21 protein-coding genes are annotated in these 26245 nt (G+C 64.5%); 14 read left to right on the top strand and 7 right to left on the bottom strand.

Annotation, left to right across the window (positions count from 1 at the left end):
* The first annotated feature begins 30 nt into the window (after positions 1 to 30).
* The 4 genes from FJ942_RS09860 to FJ942_RS09845 all read left to right on the top strand — a co-directional run bounded on the left by FJ942_RS09860 (position 31) and on the right by FJ942_RS09845 (position 4504).
* Positions 31 to 1362 carry a UDP-glucose/GDP-mannose dehydrogenase family protein gene (locus tag FJ942_RS09860; protein WP_140556874.1) on the top strand — a complete coding sequence of 444 codons (1332 nt, stop codon included), beginning with the start codon at positions 31 to 33 and terminating at the stop codon, positions 1360 to 1362.
* Positions 1363 to 1455: 93 nt separating this feature from the next.
* Positions 1456 to 2898 carry a GMC family oxidoreductase gene (locus tag FJ942_RS09855; RefSeq protein ID WP_140580556.1) on the top strand — a complete coding sequence of 481 codons (1443 nt, stop codon included), beginning with the start codon at positions 1456 to 1458 and terminating at the stop codon, positions 2896 to 2898.
* A gap of 14 nt (positions 2899 to 2912) precedes the next feature.
* Positions 2913 to 3359: a hypothetical protein gene (locus FJ942_RS09850; RefSeq protein ID WP_140497175.1), complete on the top strand. Its 447-nt coding sequence runs from the start codon at positions 2913 to 2915 to the stop codon at positions 3357 to 3359.
* A 65-nt stretch (positions 3360 to 3424) separates the two neighbouring features.
* A complete protein-coding gene (locus tag FJ942_RS09845) occupies positions 3425 to 4504 on the top strand; it encodes a glycosyltransferase (protein WP_140630096.1) in 1080 nt (359 codons plus the stop codon).
* A 211-nt stretch (positions 4505 to 4715) separates the two neighbouring features.
* Here the strand turns inward: FJ942_RS09845 and FJ942_RS09840 are convergent, their stop codons facing one another.
* Positions 4716 to 5738: a phosphoribosyltransferase family protein gene (locus FJ942_RS09840; protein WP_140497171.1), complete on the bottom strand. Its 1023-nt coding sequence runs from the start codon at positions 5736 to 5738 to the stop codon at positions 4716 to 4718.
* A 49-nt stretch (positions 5739 to 5787) separates the two neighbouring features.
* Positions 5788 to 7284, bottom strand: coding sequence for a lipopolysaccharide biosynthesis protein (locus tag FJ942_RS09835; RefSeq protein WP_140897577.1), 1497 nt, complete (start codon positions 7282 to 7284; stop codon positions 5788 to 5790).
* A gap of 189 nt (positions 7285 to 7473) precedes the next feature.
* Here FJ942_RS09835 and FJ942_RS09830 point away from each other — a divergent pair, with 189 nt between their 5' ends.
* The 6 genes from FJ942_RS09830 (at position 7474) to FJ942_RS09805 (ending at position 15149) form a co-directional block, all read left to right on the top strand.
* Positions 7474 to 8646, top strand: a complete 1173-nt coding sequence (locus FJ942_RS09830; protein WP_140897575.1) for a glycosyltransferase — start codon at positions 7474 to 7476, stop codon at positions 8644 to 8646.
* 15 nt (positions 8647 to 8661) lie between these two features.
* Positions 8662 to 9651, top strand: coding sequence for a glycosyltransferase family 2 protein (locus tag FJ942_RS09825; RefSeq protein WP_140897573.1), 990 nt, complete (start codon positions 8662 to 8664; stop codon positions 9649 to 9651).
* Positions 9651 to 10601, top strand: coding sequence for a glycosyltransferase (locus FJ942_RS09820; RefSeq protein WP_140523578.1), 951 nt, complete (start codon positions 9651 to 9653; stop codon positions 10599 to 10601). Before FJ942_RS09825 ends, FJ942_RS09820 begins: the two co-directional genes overlap by 1 nt.
* Positions 10591 to 11559: a glycosyltransferase family 2 protein gene (locus tag FJ942_RS09815; protein WP_140897571.1), complete on the top strand. Its 969-nt coding sequence runs from the start codon at positions 10591 to 10593 to the stop codon at positions 11557 to 11559. Before FJ942_RS09820 ends, FJ942_RS09815 begins: the two co-directional genes overlap by 11 nt.
* Before the next feature lie 74 nt (positions 11560 to 11633).
* Positions 11634 to 12530 (top strand): UTP--glucose-1-phosphate uridylyltransferase, encoded by an 897-nt coding sequence (locus FJ942_RS09810; protein ID WP_140512943.1) that lies wholly within the window; start codon positions 11634 to 11636, stop codon positions 12528 to 12530.
* 237 nt (positions 12531 to 12767) lie between these two features.
* Complete coding sequence (locus tag FJ942_RS09805; RefSeq protein WP_140497157.1) at positions 12768 to 15149, top strand: polysaccharide biosynthesis tyrosine autokinase; 2382 nt, start codon at positions 12768 to 12770, stop codon at positions 15147 to 15149.
* Between the two features lie 92 nt (positions 15150 to 15241).
* Here the strand turns inward: FJ942_RS09805 and FJ942_RS09800 are convergent, their stop codons facing one another.
* The 5 genes from FJ942_RS09800 to FJ942_RS09780 all read right to left on the bottom strand — a co-directional run bounded on the left by FJ942_RS09800 (position 15242) and on the right by FJ942_RS09780 (position 20466).
* Positions 15242 to 15607 carry a hypothetical protein gene (locus tag FJ942_RS09800; RefSeq protein ID WP_181169869.1) on the bottom strand — a complete coding sequence of 122 codons (366 nt, stop codon included), beginning with the start codon at positions 15605 to 15607 and terminating at the stop codon, positions 15242 to 15244.
* A gap of 346 nt (positions 15608 to 15953) precedes the next feature.
* Positions 15954 to 16274 carry a putative quinol monooxygenase gene (locus FJ942_RS09795; protein ID WP_140897569.1) on the bottom strand — a complete coding sequence of 107 codons (321 nt, stop codon included), beginning with the start codon at positions 16272 to 16274 and terminating at the stop codon, positions 15954 to 15956.
* 135 nt (positions 16275 to 16409) lie between these two features.
* Entirely contained in the window at positions 16410 to 17489 is a 1080-nt protein-coding gene (locus FJ942_RS09790) for an acyltransferase (RefSeq protein WP_140728830.1), read from the bottom strand.
* Positions 17490 to 17626: 137 nt separating this feature from the next.
* Entirely contained in the window at positions 17627 to 19534 is a 1908-nt protein-coding gene (locus tag FJ942_RS09785; RefSeq protein WP_140897567.1) for a propionyl-CoA synthetase, read from the bottom strand.
* Between the two features lie 242 nt (positions 19535 to 19776).
* Positions 19777 to 20466, bottom strand: a complete 690-nt coding sequence (locus FJ942_RS09780; protein WP_140523588.1) for a PIG-L deacetylase family protein — start codon at positions 20464 to 20466, stop codon at positions 19777 to 19779.
* Between the two features lie 27 nt (positions 20467 to 20493).
* Here FJ942_RS09780 and FJ942_RS09775 point away from each other — a divergent pair, with 27 nt between their 5' ends.
* The 4 genes from FJ942_RS09775 to FJ942_RS09760 all read left to right on the top strand — a co-directional run bounded on the left by FJ942_RS09775 (position 20494) and on the right by FJ942_RS09760 (position 26054).
* On the top strand, positions 20494 to 21384 hold the full coding sequence (locus tag FJ942_RS09775) for a DMT family transporter (protein WP_140897565.1): 891 nt from the start codon (positions 20494 to 20496) through the stop codon (positions 21382 to 21384).
* Between the two features lie 47 nt (positions 21385 to 21431).
* Positions 21432 to 24023, top strand: coding sequence for an ATP-dependent helicase HrpB (gene hrpB, locus FJ942_RS09770; protein WP_140897563.1), 2592 nt, complete (start codon positions 21432 to 21434; stop codon positions 24021 to 24023).
* A 72-nt stretch (positions 24024 to 24095) separates the two neighbouring features.
* Positions 24096 to 25427, top strand: coding sequence for an ActS/PrrB/RegB family redox-sensitive histidine kinase (locus FJ942_RS09765; RefSeq protein ID WP_140513548.1), 1332 nt, complete (start codon positions 24096 to 24098; stop codon positions 25425 to 25427).
* A gap of 63 nt (positions 25428 to 25490) precedes the next feature.
* Positions 25491 to 26054, top strand: coding sequence for an ActR/PrrA/RegA family redox response regulator transcription factor (locus FJ942_RS09760; RefSeq protein WP_140624884.1), 564 nt, complete (start codon positions 25491 to 25493; stop codon positions 26052 to 26054).
* The last annotated feature ends 191 nt before the right edge of the window (positions 26055 to 26245 follow it).

Below are 26245 nucleotides of genomic sequence, written 5' to 3'. Positions count from 1 at the left end.
GTCCGCCGCCCTGGACAGGAACGAAACAGAATGAATCTGACGGTGTTTGGTATCGGCTATGTCGGTCTCGTGCAGGCTGCTGTGCTTGCCGAAGTGGGCCACCAGGTCGTCTGCGTCGACATCGACGCGAACAAGGTCGAGCGGCTCAATCAAGGTCTCGTCCCGATTTTCGAGCCGGGCCTGGAAAGCATCGTGAGGGAGAACCATGCCGCCGGCCGCATCAAGTTCACCACCGACGCGGCCGCCGCCGTCAGGCATGGTGAAATCCAGATGATCGCGGTCGGCACGCCTCCCGGCGAGGATGGCTCGGCCGATCTCAAATATGTGCTGGCGGTCGCCGAGGCGATCGGCCGGGAAATGGATGCGCCCAAGATCGTCGTCGGCAAGTCGACCGTGCCGGTCGGCACCTGCGAGAAGATCAAGGCCAGGATCGCCGAAACGCTGAAGAAAAGAGGCCGCGAGGACCTGACCTTCGACGTCGCTTCCAATCCGGAATTCCTCAAGGAAGGGTCCGCCGTCGCCGATTGCATGAGGCCGGACCGCATCATCGTCGGCACATCGAGCGAGGCCACCGAGGCGGTGATGCGTGAGCTCTACGCCCCCTTCAACCGCAACCACGAGAAGATGATCGTGATGGATGTGCGCAGCGCCGAATTCACCAAATACGCGGCCAATTGCATGCTCGCCACCAAGATCAGCTTCATGAACGAAATGGCGAATCTGGCCGAACAGCTCGGCGCCGACATCGAGGAGGTGCGCAAGGGCATCGGCAGCGATCCGCGCATCGGCTACCACTTCATTTATCCGGGCCTCGGCTATGGCGGCTCCTGCTTTCCCAAGGACGTGCGCGCCCTGATCAAGACCGCCGAAGGCGTCAAGTTCGACGCCAAGCTGCTGCGCGCCGTCGAGGAGCGCAACAACGAGCAGAAGTCCGTGCTGTTCGACAAGGTGAACCGCTATTTCAAGGGCAACCTCAAGGGCAAGACCTTCGCGCTCTGGGGCCTGGCTTTCAAGCCCAACACCGACGACATGCGCGAGGCGCCCGCCCGCACGCTGATGGAGGCACTCTGGAACGTCGGCGCCACCGTGCAGGCCTATGATCCCGAGGCGATGCAGGAATGCCAGGCCATCTATGGGCTGCGCGACGACCTGCTTCTGTGCGGCACCAAGGAAGCGGCGCTGCGCGGCGCCGATGCGCTGCTGATCGCCACCGAGTGGAAGAGTTTTCGCGCGCCGTCCTTCGACGCGCTGAAGGACGCGCTGACCACGCCGATCATCTTCGACGGCCGCAACCTCTATGATCCCAAGGTCATCGCCCGCCACGGCATCGAATATCACTCGATCGGCAGGATGGCGGCATGAGACCGGGTTTGGGCAATCCAATGTGGGATCGCCGCGGCCGGCCGGTGTGCTTGCCATGACGAACGCACAAGACCCGGAAAGGAGTTGCGGCTGATGGTGCTGGACGTAAAGCCGGAGCAGATCACCAAGGACCACTTCGACGTTGTCGCGATCGGTTCCGGTTTCGGTTCGGCCTTCTTCCTGCACGAATTCACGAAGCGGCGTAAGGCGCGCATCCTGCTCCTGGAATGGGGCCGGCACAACACGCATGAATGGCAGCTCAAGCAGAACGTCAACACCGACATCGAGGACGAGTCGACCTACAAGACCAATTCCGACAAGCCCTGGAACTACACGATCGGGCTGGGCGGCGGCACCAACTGCTGGTTCGCGCAGACGCCGAGGTTCCATCCCAACGACTTCAGGCTGAAAAGCACTTACGGCATCGGCAATGACTGGCCGATCAGCTATGACGACGTCGAGCCGTTCTATTGCGACGCCGAAGACATCATGTCGATCTCGGGCGATCCCGACATGGCGGCGATGCTGCCGCGCTCGAAGCCCTTTCCGCAGCCGCCGCACCGCATGTCGACGCCCGACCGGATGATGAAGGCGGCGCAGCCAGGCCAGCATTTCGTTATGCCCACCGCGCGCGCCCGCGTGCCGACCGCGCAGCGCACCTCGTGCTGCGCCAACCTCAGATGCTGGCTATGCCCGGTCGACGCCAAGTTCACCGCCAACAATGGCCTGATGCATGTCTTCGAGCATCCCGACGTGTCGGTCTGCCTCGGTTCGGAAGTGCGCAGGCTCGATCATGTCGGCGGGACGGTCCGCTCGGTCACCTTCGTCCATGGCGGCAAGGAATATCAGGTCAGCGGCGACCTCTTCATTCTCGGCGCCAATGCCATCCAGAGCGCGGCGATCATGCTGCGGTCCGGCCTGGGAGGCGAATTCGTCGGCCGCGGCCTGCATGAATCCTATGGCTGGAATTTCGAGGTCTATCTCGACGGTGTCGACAATTTCGACGGCAGCACCATCACCACCGGCTTGAATTTCGGTCTCTATGACGGTCCGCACCGGTCCGAGCACGCCGCGGCGCTGGTCTATTTCGAGAACCGCTGGCAACACGGCATGCGCGCCGAGAAAGGGCGGCTGCGCCAGGCGCTGCCCCTTGTCGTGGTGACCGAGAACCTGCTCGACCATGAAAATTTCGTCACGCTCGACGAGAACGACAACGCCTTCGTCAGCTTCAAGGCGCCGTCGGACTACGCGGTCAAGGGCATGGCGCGGGCGCTGGAGAAACTGCCCGGGCTGCTCGCCCCGCTACCGGTCGAACAGCTTTTCGATCGCGGCATCCGGCCAACCGAATCGCATGTCCAGGGTACGCTCCGGATGGGAACGGGCCCGGCCGATTCGGTGGTCGACAGCGGCATGATTCATCACCAGCTCAGGAACCTGGTCGTGGTCGGCACCAGCACATATCCGAGCTGTTCATGCGCCAATCCGAGCCTGACCGCGGCAGCGCTGTCCCTGCGGGCGGCGAGCCGGATGGCGTGAGAGGAGCAAACCAGATGATAGAGATCTCGCGACGCTCCGCACTGGCCGTCATGGCGGGCGGGGTGGTATCGACCGGCATTGCCTACGCGGCAGTGTCCTCGTTTTCGGATGAGGATCTGGTGCGCGTCACGCTCGAGAAATATTTCGGCAAGCTCAACATGCGCATCGAGCATTTGCAGCAGTTCGTCCTGGCGTTCCGCGACAGGAACCCGTGGATATTCCCGAGCAAGAAACTCAGCGACGCCGTCACCTTGCTCGAGGAGACAAGGCTGGGCAAAGCCCGCGCTCTGCTGCCGGAGCAGAAGAAGCAGGACCTCCTGCATTTCGACCGCTGGCTGATCGCCGAATTCCACATGCTGACCGACTACGCCTGGCGCAGTTCGCCGGGCGATCCGATCCGGTTCACCGGATGGCAGCCATGCACCAATCCGTTCGCCAATCTCGAGCAACAGAGTGCCTGAGGCGGTGCCGGAGCAAGCTCTCGGGCCACATTGAACGAAACGCGAAAGAACCAGGAGCCAGGACCATGAAAGTTCTTTTTGCAGGCGGAAACGGATACACGCCCGAATTCAGCGGCGGCGTCCAGTCGAGCACCCATCATCTGGCGGAACAGTTGATCGAGCACGGCCATGAGGCGGCCGTACTGGCCGCCCTGTTCGGCGACGGTGTCTTCGGCTTCAAGGCGCGCGCCAAGATGAAGCTGCTGCGTCAGCCGGCGGTCATCGACAGTTTTCCCGGCTATCCGGTGGTGCGGGCTTGGTTTCCCTGGAAGGCGGCCGACTTTGCCGTCCGCAGATTGAAGCCGGACGTGGCCGTCGTCCAATGCCACAAGTCGGTTCCGGTGGGCAAGGCGCTGCAGGCCGAAGGCGTGCCGCTGGTCGTCTATCTCAGGAACGTCGAGTTCCATGAGCTGGGCGGCGATCTGCGCGAGCTGCATTCGGCGCTCTACATCGCCAATTCGCAATTCACCGCGCGCGCCTACAAACAGAAGTTCGGCATCGATGCGGCGGTGCTGCCGCCGACCATCAATGCCGCCCTCTACAGCACGCCGACCACGGGCCAGTTCGTCACCTTGATCAATCCGTACGAGGAGAAAGGCTTCGAGCTCGCCGTGCGCATCGCCGGCGCCTGCCCCGAGATTCCGTTCCTGTTCGTGGAGAGCTGGAAGCTCGCCGACGATCATCGCGCCCGCATCGAGCAGACCATCGCCCCGTTCTCCAACATCAGGCTGGAGAACCGCACCGGCGACATGAAGACCGTCTATGGCCGCACCAGGATCCTGTTGGCGCCCAGCAAATGGGAAGAGGCCTGGGGCCGTGTGGCCTCGGAAGCCCATTGCAGCGGCATTCCCGTCATTGGCTCGCGGCGCGGCGGCCTGCCCGAAGCGGTCGGACCGGGCGGCGTGGTGCTCGATTACGAAGCTCCGCTCGCCGACTGGGTCGCGGCTGTCAGGCTGCTGTGGAACGACCGCCAGGAATATGACCGGCTCTCGGCCACGGCGCGCAGCTTCTCCGAGCGTCCGGAGCTCGATCCTGACCGCCAGTTCCTCACCTTCTTTTCCATACTGGACAAGGCCACGCAGCAGCGTTCGCGACAGGCGGCGTAGCCAAGGCTCAGGCTGGCACCGGACCCGGCAGCCCTGGAATAGGAATTTTTTCTTGACAGGGTGAAGGCAGCTATGGTAGATTTTTGGTCATGGTGCTGAGTTGCGTCGGAAACCCGCCGCACAGGCGGGTTTTTCGTTTGATGCTTCTCGACCGGCGCGCCGGCGAACACTCCGAAGGAACCCGTTAATCTGGATTCGCAGCCTTGGCGGATCAGGCCAGGCGCTTGACCCGGCTTTTCAGCGTCTCGTAGCCGCGGGCGCCGAGCAGGGCGCGGGCAAGGGCCTTGGCGGCGCCCTTGCGCCCTTCCTGTGACTTGGCCTGTCGCAACCTGGCCGGCAGGTTGCGCGCCGCCTGGCCGAGCGCCGGGAGCGACAGCGCGTTGGGAAAGCTGACCATGTGCGTTTCGACGCACAGCACCGGTTTGCCCGACAGCTCGGTGATCCTCAGCGCCTGCTCGTGCTCGCTCTCGATGAACAGGATGGCATCGGATTTTCGGTAGAATTCGGCCTTGAAACTGCCATGCGCGCCAAGCCGCTGACGCTCCGCCTTGCTCGGCAGGTCGAGCATGATCAGATGATCGTACTTGATCTCGTGCTTGGCCAGCCAGGCCTCGGTCAGCGCGCGGTATTTCTCCAGCCGGCTGGTCACCAGCCAGCCGATCTTGCGGGTCGCGGTATGGAGCGGCCGCGCTTCGCTGAGGAATTTCTCGTAGGCCGGACCGTCGTCGTTTTCCGCCTCGGTCGGATCGAGGCACAGCACCCCGTCTATGTCGACGCAGCATTGCGCCAGGAATTTGTGATGCATGAAGTTCCACTGGAACATGCGCGGATGCGGCACGACCTCGAAGACGACATCGGTCTCGGCATGCTGCGGCTCAAGCCCGAACACGGCGGCAAAGGTGTAGTCTGCCTCGATGCCGGCACCCTCTATGCGGGCGCGGGCGTCGCGCATGGCGTTGCCGCCGGAGACGCTGTCGTCGATCACCAGCACCTTGCGCATTTCCGCGACCTTGCGGTCGAGCACCGCACGGCGCTTGGTGATGCCCGATGTGTAGACGCGACCCTCGAGGAAGGAGTCCAGGTCGGTCATCGGTATGTTCGCCGCGAGACTGACCAGCGTCGCTGCCAGCACCCCGCTTCTGGGGACGCCGACCACCAGGTCGATGTCGCGCGGCAACCGGTGAAGGTTGCTCACGATCGCGTCGTTCATGTCTGAGATCGATCGGTAATGCATGGATCAGGCCTGATGCTCGGGTGAACGGTAAGGGTCGAAAGCGCCAAAATTATTGCGCCTCGCGCGGTGCTGCCGCCGGCGGCCTTGCCGGCAGCATTTTCAAGGCCTCGCGCAAGGCTTCACGGCCGGCTGCGAAGGCCAGCGCGATGACGATGGTGATGAGATAGGCAAGGATCGCGCCGCTGGCCAAGGCAATGACATGCTGCTGCGGCAGCAGCGGCTTGACCAACCAGACCACCGCCAGCGCCCCATGCGCGCCGAGCACGAACGGCGTCGCCGCGCGAAGAACGTGGCTTGCCCGCAGCGGCCCGCTCCTGCCGACATAGAGCCACAGGAAAGGCGTGCGCAGATATTCGCTGACGGCATAGGCGATCGCCACGCCGAGCGCGCCATAAGGCAGGCCCAGCACGAAAGCGAGCACCGACGTCACCGCCGTGATGATGCCCCAGCGCATGAAGTCGCCGGAACGGCCTTGGCTGACGAACAGCCATCCGGCCGGATTGTTGAGCGGCTGCAGCAGCCCGGCGAAGCCCAGCGCCAGGAAAATCGAGGCGCTCGCGCGCCACTGCTCGCCGAGCACGAAGGGGATGAGTATGTCCGACATGGCGGTGGCGAAAGCGACGCCGGGAAGCGCCACCAGCAGGATCAGCGGCATGACGCGAAGATAGGCGCTGCGGTAGCGGTCGGGCTCGTCCTTCAGCCTGGAAAGAGCCGGCACCATCACCTTCGACAGCGGGTTCGTGATCTGGCTCAGCGGGAACAGGAGCAGCTTGTAGGCACGGTCATAGAGGCCGAGCTGCGCCTCGCCCCAGTATTTTCCGATCAGCACGTTGTCGAGATTGCGGGCGAAGAAATTGGCGAAGTTGAAGCCGGTTATGCCGGCGCCGAAATTGATCAGCTCGCTGATCCCGGCGACCTTGCGCGGCAGGCTGGGCCGCCAGCGCGAACTGGCCCAGTAGCACAGCGTCGGCAGCACGGCTCCGGTCAAGGTGCCGGCGAAAAGTGCCCAGTAGGAGCGGTCGACGAATGTCCAGGCGATCGACACGGCAAGACCAGCCACGGCGCCTGCGACATCGATGATGGCCAGGCGGCCGAACTGCATGCGGCGCGTCAGGAGCGCCAGATGCTGCGCACCGAGGCCGTAGGCCATGATCTGCAGGCCCAGCGCCGCCACCAGGCCAGCCACACGCGGTTCGCCGTAGAAGGCGGCGACCAGCGGTGCCGCGCCGGCAAGCACGCAGGCCAGGATGGCGCTGACGGCGACGTTGATCCAGAACAGGTAGTTCACCTCGTCGTGCCGTATGCCCGATTTCTGGATGGTCGCCTGGGTGAGGCCGAAATCCTGGAACAGCGCGATGAAGGCCAGCACCGGCGCGCACATCGCCACGACGCCGAAATCCTGCGGCAACAGGAGACGCGACAGCACGATGACGGAAATGATCTGCGTGGCGACCCGCACGGACTGCGACAAGGCCGTCACGACCGCGCCACGCCCGACCGATTTGCGCAGTGAGCCTTCTGGCGGATCGAATGGATTGGCTTCCAAATTCAGGATTCCTGATTCTTGTGCAGGTTCCGACCAGGAACCCTGCAACCGCCGCCGCGGCCAAATTACGGCATTTATTTTGCAGTGCAACAAAAAACGTGGATTTTGCTACGCTGCACCAAAAATGTTGCGATGCAGCAAGACCTGTACTAGGTTCGCCGTGGGTGGGCCAACAGCGGTCGAGTTTTCATGCTGAATGTCTTGTACCTTGTGCATGACGTTTCCGACCCGGCAGTGCGCCGGCGGATTACAATGCTCAGGGCAGGTGGCGCCCAGGTCACGCTCGCAGGCTTCCGCCGCACGGCAAATCGCATTGCCGACGTCGAGGGTTTGCGGCCGCTGGATCTCGGCGCGACGCGTGACGGGCGATTCGCCCAGCGCCTGACGGCAGTCGCCAAGGCGGCGGTTTCGATCGGCACCAGGCTCCGCGGCATGCCGAGGCCCGATCTCATCATCGCGCGCAACCTGGAAATGCTGGCGCTCGCCCGCCGCGCCAACACGGCATTCGGCGCCGCGGTGCCGATCGTCTATGAATGCCTCGACATCCATCGCCTGATGCTTCGCAGCGATGCGGTCGGCAGGGCGCTGCGTGCCACGGAACGTTACCTTGCCAGGGACGTAAAGCTGCTGGTGACCAGTTCGCCCGCATTCACCGCCAATTATTTCGAGCCGTTCGGCCAGGTGACGGCGCCGGTCGAACTGGTCGAAAACAAATATTTCGAGGCAGCGGCGATCCTGCCGGCCGAGCATGAGATGGCCGAGGCGCCTGTCGCGCCACCCTGGCGCATCGGCTGGTTCGGGGCATTGCGCTGCCGCCGCTCGCTCGAACTCCTGGCCGATTTCTCGCGCCGCGCCGATGGCCGGTTCGAGATCGTGCTGCGCGGCCGCCCGGCATTGACCGAATTCCCGGATTTCCACGCCTTCGTAGAGGCCGAGCCCTGGCTTTCGTTTCGCGGACCCTACCGCAACCCGGAGGACATGGCGGCGATCTACCGGGACGTGCATTTCTCCTGGGCGATCGATTTCTTCGAGGCGGGCCAGAATTCCGAATGGCTGCTGCCCAACCGACTCTATGAAGGCTGTCGTTTCGGCGCGGTGCCGATCTCGATGGCCAACACGGAAACCGGGCGGTTCCTCGGCCGGCAAGGCATCGGCATTCTGTTGCCCGAAGCCTCACCCGACGCGCTCGAAGCCGCCATCGGCAAGATGGAGGAGCGCCGCTTCAGCACGTTGAAGGAGCGCGTTCTGTCGCGCAACCCCAGGATATGGAGCTATGATCGCAGCGATTGCCAGGCGCTGGTCGACAAGCTTCGCAGCCTGGCCGCCATGCGCCAACCCTTCGCGGCCGAGGCTTTGGCCTAGGATGGAGATCGCCCGATGATGCAAGCGCTCCCCTCCAGCCTGATCGTGATTCCCTGCCTCAACGAGGCAGCCCATATCGGTGGGCTGCTCGACCAGCTCAGCCCCGCGGCGGCGAGGCTCGGTGCCAGGATCGTCGTTGCCGATGGCGGCAGCACCGATGATACCCCGGCCATTGTCGGCGAACGCGCGAAAGAGGATCCCCGCATCGTCCTGCTCCACAATGAAAAGCGCATCCAGAGCGCGGCGATCAATCTTGCCGTCGCCAGATTCGGCGATGGTGCCGAATATCTGATCCGCATCGATGCCCATGGCGGCTACCCCGCCGACTATTGCGACCGGCTGGTCGAGGAAGCGCTGGCCACGGGCGCCGATTCGGTCGTGGTCTCGATGCTGACCAGCGGCAGCGGCACCGTGCAGAAGGCGGCCGCGGCGGCACAGAATTCAAAGCTCGGCACCGGCGGTTCCAAGCACAGGCATCTGTCCGCCGGAGAATGGGTCGATCACGGCCATCACGCGCTGATGCGGATTTCTGCCTTCCAGGCCGTCGGCGGCTATGACGAGACGTTCAGCCATAATGAGGACGCCGAGCTCGACTACCGGCTGAGACAGGCCGGCTACAGGATCTGGATGAGCGGCAGGACGCAGATGGTCTACTATCCGCGCGCGTCGCTCAGCGGCCTCTATTTCCAGTATCTCGGCTACGGCCGCGGACGCGCCAAGAACGTCCTGAAGCACCGCGTCATCCCGAAGGTCCGGCAGATGGTGCCGCTGCTGGTGTTCCCGGTGGTGGTGCTCGCAGCCTTTTCCTTCGTGCACTGGCTGGCGGCGGTGCCGTTTTTGATCTGGGCGACGGTGTGCCTCGGCTATGGCCTGTGGACGGCGGTAAGCCAGCGCAATGCCGACATCGCGCTTGCCGGCGTCTCGGCGATGGTCATGCATTTCGGCTGGTCCGTCGGTTTCTGGCTGCAGCTTCTCGGCCTTGGCAAACAGCGCGGGGTCGCGTGATGGCGGTTCCAGGCAAGAACCGCAGCATCGATATCGGCGTGTGCACGTTCCGCCGGCCGGAATTGGCCCACACGCTGCGCTCGCTCGACGCCATGGACAGGCTGGCCGGTTTCGATGTCCGTGTCATCGTCGCCGACAATGACGACACGCCGAGCGCCAGGGATCTGGTGACGGCCCTGGCGCGCGAACTGACGCTGCCGATCAGCTATCACCACTGCCCGGCGCGCAACATCTCGATCGCCCGCAATGCCTGTCTTGACGCCAGCACGTCGGATTTCGTCGCCTTCATCGATGACGACGAGACGGCTTCGCCGCGTTGGCTTGCCGAGCTCGTCGCAACAGCCCAGGCAAGTCGCGCCGCCGCCGTGCTGGGCCCGGTCAAGGCGCGCTATGGGGCCGATGCGCCGGACTGGATGCGGCGTGGCGACTTCCATTCGACCTTGCCGGTCTGGGTGCGCGGCGAGATCCGCACCGGCTACACCTGCAACGTGCTGCTCGACATGGGGTCGGACAGCCTGCGCGGGCGCCGCTTCAGCCTGGCGCGTGGCCAGACCGGCGGCGAGGACACCGAATTCTTCGACCAGATGCACAAGACAGGCGGCACGATCGCGTTTTCTCCGGAGGCTTGGGTGGACGAGGTCGTGCCACGGACCAGGGCCGCGTTCGACTGGCTTGGCCGCCGCCGCTTCCGCGTCGGGCAGACGCATGGCCATCTCCTGGGGCGCAATGCCAGCGGCATTGGCCTGCTCAAACAGGTCGCCATTGCCTCGGCAAAGGCAGCCTATTGCTTCGCCGCGGCGTTTCCCTTCCTTGCCAGCCCCGTGCGGCGGAACCGCAGCGTGCTGCGCGGCATTATGCATGTCGGCGTCGTCAGCGGCCTTGTCGGCATCCGCGAGATACGTCTCTACGGCCAGCCCTCGCCACAGGAAGGAGGCAAGCGTGCAGCCTGACGTCAGCTTCGTCCCGGACGTTTCCTTCGTCATTGCAGCCTACAACGCCGAGGCGACCCTCGACCGGGCGATCGCCAGCGCCATCGCGCAGAAGGGTGTCAGCGTCGAGGTCGTCGTCGTCGACGACGAGTCGCGCGACGCGACGCTCGACGTGGCAAGGGCCTATCCGCAAGACATCGTGCGCGTCGTGGCGCTTGCGCAGAACAGGGGCCCCGGCGGCGCCAGGAACGCCGGCCTCGAGGCTGCCCGCGGCCGCTGGGTCGCGGTCCTCGATTCCGACGACGCGGTCTATCCCGGCCGCATCGCCGCCATGATCGCGCGGGCCGAAAGGGCGGGCGCGCAAATCGCCGTCGACAACCTCCAGGTCGTCCGCGAGGACGGCGTGATCGAGGATGCGATGTTCCCGACGCGCTATCTGGAGGAATTGGGCGAGATCTCGCTGGCCAGCTATATCGCCGGCAACGTCGTCTTCGAATCGAAGTTCAATCTCGGCTATCTCAAGCCGATCTTCGAGCGCCGCTTCCTGGAAGAAAACGGACTTCGCTACGACGAGGACCTGATCATCGGCGAGGATTACATTTTCCTGGCCAACGCCCTGGCCAAGGGCGGCAGGTGCGTGGTCGAGCCTGACATCGGCTATGTCTATCACATCCGCAGCGGCTCCATTTCGCGCGTGCTCGAGCCTCATCATGTCGAGGCGATGCGCAAGGCCGATGCAATTTTCGCTCAAAGCCATCAGATGGACGCGGCCGCGCAAGCGGCCTTCGCCCGGCGCAGCCGCAGCCTGCGCAAGGCAGCCTCGTTCCTGTCGATGGTCCAGCACATCAAGGCGCGGTCCCCGCTCAAGGCGATCCGGACGGCGCTCAGCGACCCGGCGGCGGTCAGGCATATGGGCATGCCGATCGCCGTGCGGTTGCGACGAGTAGCGGCACAATTTGCCGTAGGGGCGGGGAGGTGAAGATGCAGGCACATGGAGGGATTTTTCCTGGCCTGCGAATGGACTGAAGTCGATCTCCTCAGAAGGAACTTGCGATGAAGAAAATCAGGAAGGCCGTGATACCGGTGGCGGGGCTTGGAACGCGGTTCCTGCCGGCGACCAAGTCGATGCCGAAGGAAATGCTTCCCGTCGTCGACCGGCCCGTCGTGCAATACGCCGTCGATGAGGCCTTCGAGGCCGGCATCGAGCACATCGTGTTCGTGACCGGCCGCAACAAGGCGGTTATCGAGGATTATTTCGACCTGCATCCGGAATTGATCGGAACACTGGAGCAGAGCGGCAAGAAGGCGCAATTGCAGTCGCTGGAAAGCCTGCTGCCGGTGGCCGGCGCCACCAGCTTCATCCGCCAGCAATCCCCGCAAGGCCTTGGCCACGCCGTCTGGTGCGCGCGCGAGGTCATCGGCAACGAGCCCTTCGCCCTGCTTTTGCCTGATATGGTTTCGTTCGGCGGCCGCGGCTGCCTGGCCGAGGTCGCCGACCTCTATGCCGAGACCGGCGGCAACGTCATTGCGGTCGAGCGCTGTGACCCGACCGAGACCAACAAATACGGCATTGTCGGCCGCGGCGCCGACATTGGCGGCGGTTTCGAGGTGACGGCGATGGTCGAAAAGCCGGCGCCGGCCAATGCGCCGTCGAACTTCTACATCAACGGCCGCTATATCCTGCAGCCCGAGATCTTCGCCCTGCTCGGCAACCAGCAGCGCGGCGCGGGCAATGAGATCCAGCTGACCGACGCCATGGTCCGCCTGGCGCAGGAGCAGTCCTTCTTTGCCCAGCCTTTCAAGGGCCGCATGTTCGACTGCGGCTCGAAGGAGGGCTTTATCCAGGCCAACATCGCCTTCGCCTTGGCGCGCGACGACATGAAGGGTCCGGTTTTCGAGATGCTCCAGGAGTTCGTCCGGTCGCATGAACGACAGGAAGAAGCCGCATAATGCCCATGTTTCGGGAGCATTGTCGGACGGCTGACGGTGCGATGCGCGCAACGCCCTGTGGCGTCCGGCATGGAACTTGCGTTGCTTTTTGGCAATGCTCCCGATCTTCGAAGTGCCTGGGAGCCAAGGCATGATCCCGGAAAGCGCAAGGCGGTTTTCGGAAAAGATCATGTTAAAACAGTGAGATAGAGCCCATCCCGATGATTGGGATGGACGGGCTCTGGAATTGGACCGAAGATGAACTATGCCAACTTTCCTCTCGACAAGAGGATGCCATTGCCGAATTCGGAAGCAGGAGACGGCGAAGACTTCATCGATGTCGAGCGGCTGCTTGGCATGGCAGCGCGGCAGGCCAAGGTGGTTGTCCTGGGCGCGGTCATTGGTCTTGTCCTGGGCCTGCTCTATCTGCAGACCACGCCGCCCAAATACCAATCGGTCTCGAGCGTGCTGATCGATGAGGGGCTGAACAAGATCGTCGACGACATTTCGGCGGCGTCGACGACCATGCAGACCGATTCGGCCATCCTGAGCCAGATCGAAATCCTGACCTCGACGAGGCTTGCCGCCGTGGTCGTCGACAAGCTGAAGCTCGACCGCAACGACGCATTCATGAACCCGCCCCAGTCGGCGCTCGCCCAGGGCATCGGCCTGATCCGCGGCCTGATCCAGTATGTTCGCCCCAGTCCTCCCATGCCGGGCGTCGGCGACGTCACCAAGCTCGACCCCGCCACCCGCGATGCGCTGATCGCGACCTCTCGTCGCGACTACGCTATCCTCAAATTGCAGAACGAGGTGCAGGCGGAGCGCGTCGGGCGAAGCTATGTCATCGCGCTCGGCTACCAGGCGACGGACCCGGCACTGGCGACCGCGATCACCAAAGCCTATGCCGATGCCTATCTCGCCGACCAGCTCGACGCCTCCTTCGATGCCACCGAGCGCGCAGCGGTCTGGCTGCAGGGCCGGCTGACGGAACTGCGCGAAAGCTCGCAGGCGGCATCGCTCGCGGTCGAGAAATTCAGGGCCGAGCACGGCCTGTCCGCCAACAGCGACGGCCAGCTGATGAGCGCCAAGCAGCTTGCCGACCTCAACGCCCAGCTTATCGTGGCGCAGGCCGATACCGCCCGGGCCAGCGCCCGCTACCAGCAATACAAGTCCATCGTCGAAAGCGGCTCGGAGAACGCCTTCAAGGATGCCGCCATATCGAGCGACCAGCCGAGCAGCTCGGTCATCGCGGCGCTCAAGACGCGCTATCTCGCCGTCGCCAAGCGGCAGCAGGATGTCGAGGCCAATTTCGGGCCGCAGCATCCGCAGGCGGTGGCGCTCGCCAAGGAGAAGGCCGACATATCGGCGCAGATATTCGGCGAGTTGAAGCAGCTGACCGAAAGCTATCGCAACGAATATGAAGTGGCGCTGGCGCGCGAGACCGCGCTCAGGGCCAATGTCGCCGCGGCGCAAGGCAAGAGCGCAATCGACAACCAGTCGCAGGTCAAGCTGCGTGAACTCGACCAGAAGGCGACGGCGCTCTCCACGCTCTACCAGACATTCCTCGGCCGCTACGAGGAAGCCGCCCAGCAGCAATCCTTCCCGGTCGGGAAGATCCGCATCATCTCGGATGCATCGACGCCGCTCAGCGCCTCCAGCCCGCGCACGGTGGTTGTGCTGGCGCTCTCGCTTGTGCTGGGCACGTTGATGGGTGCCGGGCTCGGCGGCCTGAACGAATTCAACGAGCGTTTCTTCAGGACCGGCGAGGATGTCCGCGACCGCGTCGGCCTCAAATTCCTCGGCTATCTGCCTGTCATCGGCGGCAAGACCGCCAGGGAGGAAAAGCCGGCCGACCCGGATCTCAAAACCGCCAAATCGCCGGCCGCGGCCGAAAAGCGCGCGCGCATGCGCGTCAGCGTCGATGCTCCGGCGTCGATGTTCTCCGAGACGCTGCGCAGCGCAAAGATCGCCTTCGACGTCGTCATGGAAGGGCAGGGCAGCCGCGTCATCGGCGTCATCTCGGTCCTTCCCGGCGAAGGCAAGTCGACGGTCGCGGCCAATCTGGCCGGACTGCTCGCCGCCAACGGCGCCAGGACGCTGCTGATCGACGGCGACCTGCGCAATCCGGGCTTGAGCCGCAGCCTCGGCATGGAGGCCGAGCAGGGACTGATGGAAGCGGTGGTGAGCGGCCAGACCTGGCAGTCGGTCGGCAAGATCGACCGGCAGACCAAGCTGGCGATCATTCCGGCCGTGCTGCGCGGCAATTTCTCGCATACCAGCGAGCTTCTCTCCTCGGCCGGCATGCGGCGCTTCATCGACAACGCCAAGGAGACCTTCGAATACATCGTCGTCGATCTGCCGCCGCTGGGGCCGGTGGTCGACGCCAAGGCCTTCGCGCCGCTTGTCGACGGCTTCGTGCTGGTCACCGAATGGGGCCGCACGCCGCGCGCGATGGTGAGATCGATGCTCGAATCCGAACCCTATGTCGCCAACAAGATCGTCGGCGCGGTGCTGAACAAGGTCGATCTCAAGAAGCTCGCCAAATACGGCTCGTTCGGAGCGTCCGAAAAATTCTTCGGCCAGTACTCGAGCTATTATCTCGACAAGACCGAAGTGCGCAGCAAGACAACGGTCTGAGTTCAACCGTGGCGATTTCCGTGCCTGAGTGACGAGGCAGGTCATCGCCTATGTGGCTGCGGCGGGCTACAGTGGGAGTCTAAACCCGGGCATCATTCGGCAGGCAATGTCAGCTTACGCGGCCAATAGCGGCTCGCCACCAAAAGACTGAGATGGACGACAACTATTCCGAGGATGCCTGCCAAAGCCTTCAGTGAGCCGTCCGAAAGGCGCGCATGCCGACCGGGTTCGAGGAGCTGCATCAGCTCCAGCACAGTGGCTACGACGACAACTATAGTGACAGTTCCAGCCAAGCGGTTTGGAAAGCCGAGCCCCATTGCCACGCCGAACAGAACGTAGGCGAGGGCGCGTTCGAAATCTGGGTCACCCAGGTGGGGCCGCATCTGGATTGGCGACAGCGTCGCGAACACAATGATGGCGAGCAAAGCAAGGGCGGCAATGCGAGAGATGAGGGTCATTGCCGTTCGTAAAGCGAACAAGCCGGCGAAACAAGTACGGGCATCTTCAAGGGTCGAATTTATAACGAGGTAGCTTCCGTACTGCTTGGCGGATTCAAGCAGCCGCGCCCGATCCAAAGACCCATGCTAGCCCGTGACGCCCGGTTTCTTTGGCTGATTGGCGATGTCTATGAAATGACATCCGGAGCAATATTATATTGCGCAGAATCGACGCGCTTTGAGGTTGGCGACATGGATTGGAAGCAGGTCGGCCCCAGAGCAGATCAGTCTATTTCGCTTGCCAGCGATTTCGACGGCAGGTCGATCGTCCGCTCTGGATGGACGGCGGTGTCGGTCCAAGCCCTGGTCAGTTTGAGTTCTGACCGGGTTTCGCAGACAGCGCGATCGGGTCGGTTTCGATAAGCCGAAGCGACCGCACCATGTTCGCCGTTTGCGTCTTGTACTTGAGAAAATGCGGTGTGGTCAGATGGGCTTCGTACGCCGTCTGATCGGCGTAGCATTCGATCACGCGCACCTTTTCAGGCGCACCTTTTACCGACACGGCATGAAGGAAGAGCACGCCCGGCTCGATTCGCACGGAGGCCTCGATCTCTTCGGCAATCAGGGCCTTGTAGCTGTCGATCTGGTCAGGATCGATTTCCAGTTCGGCTATCCTGACGATCCGCATCGATTGGTCCCTAACTTTGTACAGGGCCGCGACTCACTATCCAGGCCTCGGAACCCTGCGGCTGGACAGTGCGCTCCTGCGAGGAAGGCACCGAGGTGCCCGTTGGTCAATCCTCATTGGTCAACAAGATCGCGACTACGCCGCCCTGAGCCGGTAGCGGAACACCGTGTGGTCGAGCAGCAGCCGGATGCGCGGTTCGGCTTCGGTCGCCACCAGCCAGCTTGCCGCGATCATGGTCGCGCCGACCATTGCCATCGACAGGAGATAGGGAAATCCCGCGCGGACCATCGCGCCGAGCATCGCCGCGCCGATGACGTCGTGGATCAGATAGAGCGGGTAGGTCATCAGGCCGATCCGGCGCCAGCCGCTCCAGCTGAGGTCGAGCCGCAGCGACCATGCCATCAGGGCGATGGCGACCAGGAAGACAAGGATCGGCGGCGCATAGGGCATCGCGGCGCCGACCTTGGCGCTGTGGACATCGACCGAACTGGCGATTTGCAGCACGCCCCCGCCCAGGAACAGCAGGCAGAAGGCTAGGCGCGAGGCCGTCACCGCCTTGAACCGCATCAGCCAGATGAGCACGCCGACGGCGAAAAAAGAGCCATGGTGCACCAGGACGAGCTGCAGCCAGCGTGTCTCGGCGAGGTCGGACCAGCCGAGCGGATAATAGAGGCACCAGAACAGCGTGCTGACGAGGCCGATCACGACTGCCACCGTCTCCATCAGGTGGAAGCGGCCAAGCCGCAACAGGATCCAGACGACAGCGTAGAAGGCGATCTCGATGCCGAGCGTCCAGTAGACGCTGTCCACCCAAGGGCCGTAGGGCGCGAAAAGGCCGGTGCGAACGAGCCTGATCACGGCATCGGTTGGCCAGCTCAGACCGGTGAGCAGCAGCACCGCCGCGGTCACCGGCGCGCAGATCCAGACCGCCGGCGCCAGCCTTTTCACCCTTGCCTCGAAAAACCGCAGCGGCGTCGAATTCTCGGCGCTGAAGGCGATGACGAAACCGCTGATGACGAAGAATATCTGCACGCCGACCCAGCCGGAGCCGACCAAGGCCATTTCGGGATGGGGCGGGATGCCGCCGGTCGCGCGCGCCGAAACCCCGTCAGGAAATGCCCATACCCAGAAGCCATAGTGATAGAACATCACCATGACGGCGGCCAGGAAACGCAATATGTCGACGCCGCCGAATGTCGCCTTGTGCTGAGCCATGCCGTGCCTTTGGAATGGCCCCCCAAGCCAAACCCTAGAGTCTGTTGTTGCATTGCACAACAAAAGATTGGCCAGATGTGACAGTTGGCGCCGACCGCTCAACAAACGGAAGGATCGTGTCTGCTGCGCCCGATCATCTAGACCCCGATGCCGCGCTCCTTCAGCACGGCCGTGATCTCGTCGAGGATGGCCGGGTCGTCGATCGTCGCCGGCATGGTCCAATCTTCCTTGTCTGCGATCTTCTGCATGGTCCCGCGCAGGATCTTTCCCGACCGCGTCTTCGGCAGCCGCTTGATCGTCACCACCGTCCTGAAGGCGGCGACCGGGCCGATGCGCTCGCGCACCAGCCCCACCACTTCGCTCTCGATGAGGCCGATCTCGCGCGAGACACCAGCGTTGAGCACGACGAAGCCGAGCGGAACCTGGCCCTTCATCGCATCGGCGATGCCGACAACGGCGCATTCCGCGACATCGGGATGCGTTGCCAGCACCTCTTCCATGGCGCCGGTCGACAGCCGATGGCCGGCGACATTGATGATGTCGTCGGTGCGGGCCATCACGTAGAGGTAGCCGTCCTCGTCGATCATGCCGGCATCGGCGGTCTTGTAGAAGCCGGGGAACTCGTCGAGATAGGCCTGGCGGAAACGGGCGTCGGCGTTCCACAGCGTCGGCAGGCAGCCCGCCGGCAGCGGCAGCTTGACCACGACATTGCCGAGCGTGCCGCGCGGCACCTCGTGGCCGGCATCGTCGAGCACGCGGATGTCGTAGCCGGGCATCGGCACGCCGGGTGAGCCGTATTTTACCGGCAGCAGGCCGAGGCCTGCGGGGTTGATGGTCATTGGCGAGCCGGTCTCGGTCTGCCACCAATGGTCGATGACCGGCACGTTCAGTTTCTGCTCCGCCCATTTGATGGTTTCGGGATCGGCGCGCTCGCCGGCGAGGAACAGCGTGCGGAATTTCGACAGGTCGTATCTGGCGACGAATTCGCCCCTGGGATCCTGCCCCTTGATGGCGCGGAACGCCGTCGGCGCGGTGAACAGGGCGACCACGCCATGCTGCGCGATCACCCGCCAGTAGGTGCCGGCATCGGGCGTGCCGACCGGCTTGCCTTCGAACAGGATGCTGGTGCAGCCATGCAGCAGCGGCCCGTAGACGATGTAGGAATGGCCGACCACCCAGCCGACGTCGGACGCCGCCCAGAACACTTCGCCGGGCTTGACGCCGAACTCGTTTTCCATCGTCCATTCGAGCGCCACCATGTGGCCGCCATTGTCGCGAACGATGCCCTTGGGCTGGCCGGTCGTGCCTGACGTATAGATGATATAGAGCGGGTCGGTGGCAAGCACTGGAACGCAGTCGACATTGGCGCCGGCCGCCCGCTCGCGCGCGACCGCGTCCGCATAGTCGATGTCGTAATTGTCCCTGAGCTCGCAGCGCAATTGGTCGCGCTGCAGGATCAGGCAGGCGTCCGGCTTGTGGCGGGATATCTCGATCGCCTTGTCGAGCAGCGGCTTGTAGGCGACGACGCGGCCGGGCTCCAGGCCGCAGGAGGCCGAAATGATCACCTTCGGCCTGGCGTCGTCGATGCGGGTGGCGAGCTCATGCGAGGCAAAACCGCCGAAGACGACCGAATGCACGGCGCCGACGCGGGCGCAGGCAAGCATGGCGATGGCCGCTTCCGCCACCATCGGCATGTAGATGATGACGCGATCACCCTTGCCGACGCCGCGGTTCTTCAGCACCGAGGTCAGCGCCACCACTTCGCGTTTGAGCTCGGCATAGGTGAATGTCTTCACGGTGCCGGTGATGGCGCTGTCATGGATCAGCGCGATCTGGTCGGCACGCCCGCCGGCGACATGCCGGTCGAGGGCATTGTAGCAGGTGTTGCAGGTGGCGCCGGTAAACCAGCGGCCATAAACGCCGGCTTCCGCATCGAACACCTTGTCGTAAGGCGTGTACCAATCGATGGCGTTCGCCGCATCCGCCCAGAACTTTTCCGGGTCGCGTTTCCAGCCGTCATAGACCTCGTGATAGCGTGAAGCCATCCGTTTCCTCCCCGGGAAGATTTGCCGTCCTGGCAATAGCCTATGCTGTTTTTTCCGGCGATGTCTTCCCTCAATTCGTCTGATCCGGCCCGGTCCTGGCCGCAAAGGTGCGACATCGTGGCCCTCCGGGAAGAAAAGCACGGTCCGGCCCGGGCGTGCCCATGTGGCCGTGTGCACCGGTGCGTCAGCCGGTGGTCTCGTCGTCGGGCACGGTCACCGCGATGGAGCAGCCGTCTCCCGGCTCAGTCGACCCTTTTGGTGCTCACGATGACCGGTCGGATCGGCGGCGCCGGCGGCAGCAGGTCGCGAATGTCTGCAAAGGGAAACATCGGCTCGAAGCGGAAGGCTTCGGCCTGTGATCCCGGCGCGCCGTTGCACTGGCCGGCGCGAAAAAAATTCTGCGTGCGGGCGATGTCGACGAAGCGCTCCGGATCCTGCGACTGGTGCAGGCGGATCGCCTTGGCCTTGATCTCGGCCTGGGCTGATATCTCGACATAATGGGTCGGGGAGAATCCGGTGCCGCCCATCGTGTCGGCATGCAGCACCGGTACGGCGAACGACGCCGCGATGCGCACGGCGTCCGACAGCGCGCGGTGGTCGGCGTGATAGTCGTTGGACGCATGGGTAATCACCAGATCCGGTCCGGTTTCGCCAATCAGCGTCTTCAGCGCGCCGATCAGCGCGTTATCCGCCACCAGCCTGCCGTCGGGAAAGTCGAGGAAGCGCGGCGCCGCCCCGAGCAGCGCGGCCGCGGCCGTTGCCTCCTCGCGACGGACACGGGCGAGAACCGTGGGATCGCTCTTGCCGCCCCTGGCACCATCCGTGGCTATGGCAAAAGTCAGTTCTGCGCCTTGCGCCGCATAGGCCGCCATCGTACCGAACATGAATATCTCGATGTCGTCAGGATGCGCGCCGAGCGCCAGTATTTTCAACGCTTCTCTCCCCGGAAATGGAAAAACGTGACGAACGGAATCCTGCTCGCCCTGATCGCCTATGCAAGCTATTCGGGCAGCGATGCCGTTGTCAAAAGCCTGGGTGGGCAGTTCACGGTGTTCGAGATCGGTTTCTTCTCGATATTGTTTGCCGGCTGCTTTCTCTTCTTCACCCGGCCGGCGGACGAGCGTTGGCGTGATTTCTGGCGCACCAAACGGCCTTGGGCGGTGCAGGCGCGCGCCTGGGCCGGCATCGCCTCGGGCGTGCTTAGCGTCTATGCCTTCACCACCATTCCGCTGGCCGAAGTCTACGCGCTCGTCTTTCTGGCGCCGCTCTGCGTCACTATCCTCTCCACGGTCGTCCTTAAGGAAAAGGTGGGTCCATGGCGCTGGCTTGCGGTGGTCGCCGGCTTTGCCGGCGTCATGTTGGTGGTGCGACCGGGTTTTCGCGAACTCAATCTTGGGCACCTCGCCGCCTTTGGCGTGGCCTTCCTCGCTGCCGCCAGCGTCATTCTGATGCGCTCGCTGGCAAAGCAGGAAAAGCGCACGACCATGCTCGGCGTGTTGATCGGCTACGGCCTGTTGTTCAACGGCATCGGCATCGCCGCTACCTCGTTCACGCTTCCCGACGCAAGGCAGCTTGCATGGCTGATAATGGCCGGCGCCTTCACCGCATGCGGACAATTGCTGCAGCTGCTGGCCGTCAAATACGCGCCCGCCAACCGGATCGCGCCGACGCATTACTCGCAGATAGTCTGGGCGGTCATCCTCGGTGCGCTGTTCTTCCGGGAATATCCTGACTGGCTGTCGCTGGTCGGCCTCGCGGTCGTCGGTGGGTCCGGCCTGCTCACCATGGTGCGCGAGGAAGTACGGTTGGGCACGGTGCGCTGGAATCCGTTTTCGCGCACCCGGCTTTGATCTGGCGCCGGTTGCATGGCGACCACGAGCGCTGATATGCGGGCGCGATGACGACAAAAGTCTTGCCGGAGCTTCCGGTATCCGCCGTGCTGCCGGCGCTGGGCCATGCACTCGGCTCCGGCAACGGCGCCGTGCTTGTGGCGCCGCCCGGCGCCGGCAAGACGACGCTGGTGCCGCTGGCGCTGCTCGATGCGCCATGGCTGGGCACGGGCAAGATCGTGCTGCTGGAGCCGCGCCGGCTCGCCGCCCGCGCCGCCGCCCGCCGCATGGCCGAATTGCTTGATGAGGAGCCCGGCGCCACCGTCGGCTATGCCATGCGCATGGAGAACCGCACTTCGGCCCGGACAAAAATACTGGTCGTCACAGAAGGTGTGCTGGCGCGGATGATCCTTGACGATCCCGAACTGCCCGGAATCTCGGCCGTGATCTTCGACGAATTCCACGAGCGCTCGCTCGACGGCGATTTCGGCCTCGCTTTGGCGCTCGACGTGCAAGGCGCGCTGCGGCCGGACCTGCGCGTCTTGGTGATGTCGGCGACGCTGGACGGCGCCCGTGTCGCGAAGCTGTTGTCGGGCGCGCCGGTGATCGAAAGCGAAGGCCGTGCCTTTCCCGTCGACATCCGCTACGACGAACGGCCGGCCGGCATCGCAATCGAAGATGCCATGGCCAAGGCGATCCGCTCCGCTCTTGCCGACGAGAGCGGCAGCGTGCTTGCCTTCCTGCCCGGCCAGCGCGAGATCGAGCGCACCGCCGAGCGGCTTGCCGGCAAGGTCGGCGCCGACACCGATATCGTGCCGCTCTACGGCATGCTCGATGGCAAGGCGCAGGACGCGGCGATCAGGCCGGCGCCGGCGGGCCGCCGCAAGGTGGTGCTGGCTACGTCGATCGCCGAGACCTCCATCACCATCGACGGCGTGCGGGTCGTCATCGATTCCGGCCTGTCGCGGCTGCCGCGCTACGAGCCGGCCAGCGGCCTGACGCGGCTGGAGACGGTGCGCGCCAGCAAGGCCTCCGCCGACCAGCGCGCCGGCCGTGCCGGACGCACGCAGGCCGGCGTCGCCATCCGACTGTGGCGCGCCGAACAGACGGCGTCGCTTCCAGCCTTCACCCCGCCGGAAATCCTCGAGGCCGACCTTTCCGGCCTGCTGCTCGACTGCGCCGCCTTCGGTGTCGCCGATCCGACGAGCCTCGCCTTCCTCGATCCGCCGCCGGCCCCGGCGCTCAACGAGGCAAGGGCGCTGCTGCGCGCGCTTGATGCCATCGAGGAGGCGGGGCGGCTGACGGAAGCGGGCGCCGCGATGCGCAAGCTCGCTCTGCCGGTGCGGCTGGCGCATATGGTCGCCGAGGCGGCCCGCGGCGGCCATGCCGGCGAGGCGGCCATGCTCGCGGTGCTGCTGACCGAGCGCGGGTTGGGCGGTGACGGCGCCGATCTCGAACGCCGGCTGATGCGCTTTCGCCAGGAAAGATCGCCGCGCGCCACCGCCGCGCGGCAACTCGCCGAACGCCTGGCGAGGCAGGCCTCTTCACCCTCCCCCTTATGGGGGTCCGAAGGACGGGCGAGACCCGTGGCTCGCCCCGGAACGTCGATCCGCGAAGCGGAGCGGGGCGGGGGGCTTTGGCGCCGCACCCCCACCCCGGCGCTACGCGCCGACCCTCCCCACAAGGGGGAGGGTGGCAGCGCTGGTCCTCTCCTCATCCATGCCTGGCCCGACCGCGTCGCCAAGGCGCGCGGCGAGCGCGGGCGTTTCGTGCTGGCCAACGGCTCCGGTGCCATGCTCGATGCTGCCGATCCGCTTGCCGGCGAGGCGTTTCTGGTTGTCGCCGACCTGCAGGGCAAGGCGCAGAATGCGCGCATCACGGCGGCGGCGGCGATCAGCGAGGACGATATTCGTTCAGCACTGGCGGAAAGGATCGAAACCCGCAGGCAAACGAGCTTCGATCGCGAGCGCCGCGCCGTGCGCGTGCGCGAAACCGTACGCCTCGGCGCTATCACGCTGGCCGAGCGCATGCTGCCTCCGCCAACCGGCAATGAGGCCGACCGCGCCATGCTTGACGCCTTGCGCGAACATGGACTTTCGCTGCTGAGCTGGAGCAAGGAGGCCGAGACGCTGCGCCAGCGCCTGTCCTGGCTGCATCGCGGCCTTGGGGCGCCGTGGCCCGATATGTCCGACACGGCACTTATCGATCGCCTCGACGACTGGCTGCTGCCGTTCCTGTCGGGTGCCGCATCCTTCTCGGCCATCGATCCGGGTGTCGTCCCGGCCGGGCTGACGGCGCTTGTGCCGCACGATTTGCAGCGCCGGATCGACGCGCTTGCGCCGACCCATTTCGACGTGCCGTCCGGCAGTCGCGTGCCGATCCGCTATGACGGCGAGTGGCCCGTTTTGGCGGTTCGTGTCCAGGAACTGTTCGGCCTCGACCGGCACCCCGCAATCGCAGGCGGCACCGTGCCGCTGACGCTCGAACTGCTGTCGCCCGCGCACCGGCCGATCCAGACGACGCGCGACCTGCCCGGCTTCTGGCGCGGCTCCTGGGCCGATGTGCGCGCCGACATGCGCGGTCGCTATCCCAAGCACGTGTGGCCGGAAAATCCGCTGCTCGCCGCCGCCACCAGCCGCGCCAAGCCGCGCGGGACGTAGTTGCTTGGCGATTGGCGCAAACGCCATCGCTTCGTCATCCACCTAGCGCTCGCCGCTTCGCGGCTGTATTTCATGGCCATGATCAACGTATTGCGTTCTCCCGATTTCCAGCAGAGCCAGAGACTGCGCCTCAACACGCTGATCCGGCTGCGCTGGCTTGCCATTGTCGGCCAGAGCGTGACGGTGCTTTTCGTCGCCTACGGCCTGAAATTCCCACTGCCGGTCAGCCTGTGCTTTGCCCTGATCGCGTGTTCGGCCTGGATGAACCTGCTCCTTGCCTTTCGGTTCCCGGCCGCGCACCGGCTCACGCCGTTCGCGGCCTTCGGCATCCTGATCTTTGATAGCCTCCAGCTTGCCGGCCTGCTCTACATGACCGGCGGCCTTACCAATCCGTTCTCGCTGCTGATGACGGTGCCCGTGGTCATTTCGGCGACGTCGCTGCCCTTGCGCCTGACCGCGGTGCTTGGGGGGCTGGTGATGACGGCGGCGACCTTGCTGGTCTTCTTCCACTTGCCATTGCCCTGGCATGAAGGCGCGCCGCTGGCGATGCCCTTCATCTATGTTGCCGGCATGTGGATGGCGGTGCTGTCTTCGATCGCCTTCACCGCCATTTACGCCTTCCGCGTGGCCGCGGAAGCCCGCCTCCTGGCCAATGCGCTCGCCGCCACTGAACTGGTGCTCCAGCGCGAGCAGCATCTGTCGGCACTCGACGGGCTGGCCGCCGCCGCCGCGCATGAGCTGGGCACACCGCTCGCCACCATCACGCTTGTCGCCAAGGAGATGGAAAAGGCGCTCGGCAAGGACGCGAAATACGGGGAGGATGTGACGCTGCTGCGCTCCCAGAGCGAGCGGTGCCGCGAGATCCTCAAGCGCCTGACCAGCCTGTCGTCCGAGGGAGAGGCGCATTTGTCCCGCCTGCCTTTGACCTCGCTGGTCGAGGAGGTCACCGCGCCGCACCGCGACTTCGGCATCTCGATCAAGCTTAGGCCCGGCGAGCGCAGCGGCCCCGAGCCGGTCGGGCGCCGCAATCCCGGCGTCATCTACGGCCTTGGCAATTTGGTGGAGAACGCCGTCGATTTCGCCCGCGAGAGCGTCACCGTGCGCTGGAGCTGGGACGAGGCCACCGTCACCTTCTCGATCATCGATGACGGTCCCGGCTTTCCGCCCGAGATCATCGACCGCATCGGCGAGCCCTATATGTCGACACGCCAGGGCACGGAGGCCGGCGGCGGGCTGGGGCTGGGCCTGTTCATCGCCAAGACATTGCTCGAGCGATCGGGCGCCACGCTCGACTTTCGCAATTCGAGCGGACTGGGCGAGGGCGCCATGGTGCGGATTTCATGGCCCAGAAATGTTTTCCTGAACCCGGAATCGGCGCCCGCGACGATGTTTGACACCGCGTAAATTGGACAATCGCGACGCAAAACTATATCTGCGTAAAATTAAGGCAGCAGGAATTTCAAGACGATGACAGGCGATGAAAACAATGGCGCAATGGTTGAGGGCGAGGACACCTCGCTTCTGATCGTCGACGACGACAAACCGTTCCTGACCCGTCTGGCCCGCGCCATGGAAACCAGGGGGTTCGTGGTCGAAACGGCCGAGAGCGTCGAGGAGGCGGTCGGCAAGGCACGCGCCAATCCGCCCGCCTACGCGGTGGTCGATATGCGGCTTGGCGACGGCAACGGCCTCGACGTCGTGGCCGCCATCCGTGAGAAGCGCGAGGATTCCCGCGCGATCATCCTGACCGGCTACGGCAACATCGCCACCGCGGTGACGGCGGTGAAGCTCGGCGCCGTCGACTATCTGTCGAAGCCGGCCGACGCCGACGACGTCTTTGCTGCGCTAACCCGCACGGCCGGCGAGCGCGCCGCGCCCCCGGAAAATCCGATGTCGGCCGACCGCGTGCGATGGGAGCACATCCAGCGTGTCTACGAAATGTGCGAGCGCAACGTCTCCGAGACCGCGCGCCGCCTCAACATGCATCGCCGCACCCTGCAGCGCATCCTGGCCAAGCGCGCGCCGCGCTAGGAGCGCGATGCGCTGAGCATTCCTTCGGACCGGTTTCTGCTTACGGGGAAGCATCCAATTGTCGAACTCGGCGCCGCCCCTCACCTGCCTGCCGGCATCCTCTCCCCGTATAGTGACGGGGAGAGGGGCGCTATCATCGCCGATTTCGCTAACCACCAGCGTTGCAAAAAGGCGCCGACGCTGCGGCCAGC

The sequence above is a fragment of the Mesorhizobium sp. B2-4-2 genome (assembly GCF_006442845.1).
Lineage (GTDB): Bacteria > Pseudomonadota > Alphaproteobacteria > Rhizobiales > Rhizobiaceae > Mesorhizobium.
Note: the sequence above shows the minus strand (reverse complement) of the source record. Positions and strands in the feature narration are given on the sequence as shown.

Coding starts and splice junctions, on each gene's coding strand:
- FJ942_RS09810 (WP_140512943.1), top strand. CDS start 11,634: ATGAAGAAAATCAGGAAGGCCGTGATACCGGTGGCGGGGCTTGGAACG.
- FJ942_RS09830 (WP_140897575.1), top strand. CDS start 7,474: ATGCTGAATGTCTTGTACCTTGTGCATGACGTTTCCGACCCGGCAGTG.
- FJ942_RS09785 (WP_140897567.1), bottom strand. CDS start 19,534: ATGGCTTCACGCTATCACGAGGTCTATGACGGCTGGAAACGCGACCCG.
- FJ942_RS09765 (WP_140513548.1), top strand. CDS start 24,096: ATGGCCATGATCAACGTATTGCGTTCTCCCGATTTCCAGCAGAGCCAG.
- FJ942_RS09800 (WP_181169869.1), bottom strand. CDS start 15,607: ATGACCCTCATCTCTCGCATTGCCGCCCTTGCTTTGCTCGCCATCATT.
- FJ942_RS09845 (WP_140630096.1), top strand. CDS start 3,425: ATGAAAGTTCTTTTTGCAGGCGGAAACGGATACACGCCCGAATTCAGC.
- FJ942_RS09840 (WP_140497171.1), bottom strand. CDS start 5,738: ATGCATTACCGATCGATCTCAGACATGAACGACGCGATCGTGAGCAAC.
- FJ942_RS09790 (WP_140728830.1), bottom strand. CDS start 17,489: ATGGCTCAGCACAAGGCGACATTCGGCGGCGTCGACATATTGCGTTTC.
- FJ942_RS09855 (WP_140580556.1), top strand. CDS start 1,456: ATGGTGCTGGACGTAAAGCCGGAGCAGATCACCAAGGACCACTTCGAC.
- FJ942_RS09860 (WP_140556874.1), top strand. CDS start 31: ATGAATCTGACGGTGTTTGGTATCGGCTATGTCGGTCTCGTGCAGGCT.
- FJ942_RS09760 (WP_140624884.1), top strand. CDS start 25,491: ATGACAGGCGATGAAAACAATGGCGCAATGGTTGAGGGCGAGGACACC.
- FJ942_RS09850 (WP_140497175.1), top strand. CDS start 2,913: ATGATAGAGATCTCGCGACGCTCCGCACTGGCCGTCATGGCGGGCGGG.
- FJ942_RS09820 (WP_140523578.1), top strand. CDS start 9,651: ATGGCGGTTCCAGGCAAGAACCGCAGCATCGATATCGGCGTGTGCACG.
- FJ942_RS09825 (WP_140897573.1), top strand. CDS start 8,662: ATGATGCAAGCGCTCCCCTCCAGCCTGATCGTGATTCCCTGCCTCAAC.
- hrpB (WP_140897563.1), top strand. CDS start 21,432: ATGACGACAAAAGTCTTGCCGGAGCTTCCGGTATCCGCCGTGCTGCCG.
- FJ942_RS09795 (WP_140897569.1), bottom strand. CDS start 16,274: ATGCGGATCGTCAGGATAGCCGAACTGGAAATCGATCCTGACCAGATC.
- FJ942_RS09805 (WP_140497157.1), top strand. CDS start 12,768: ATGAACTATGCCAACTTTCCTCTCGACAAGAGGATGCCATTGCCGAAT.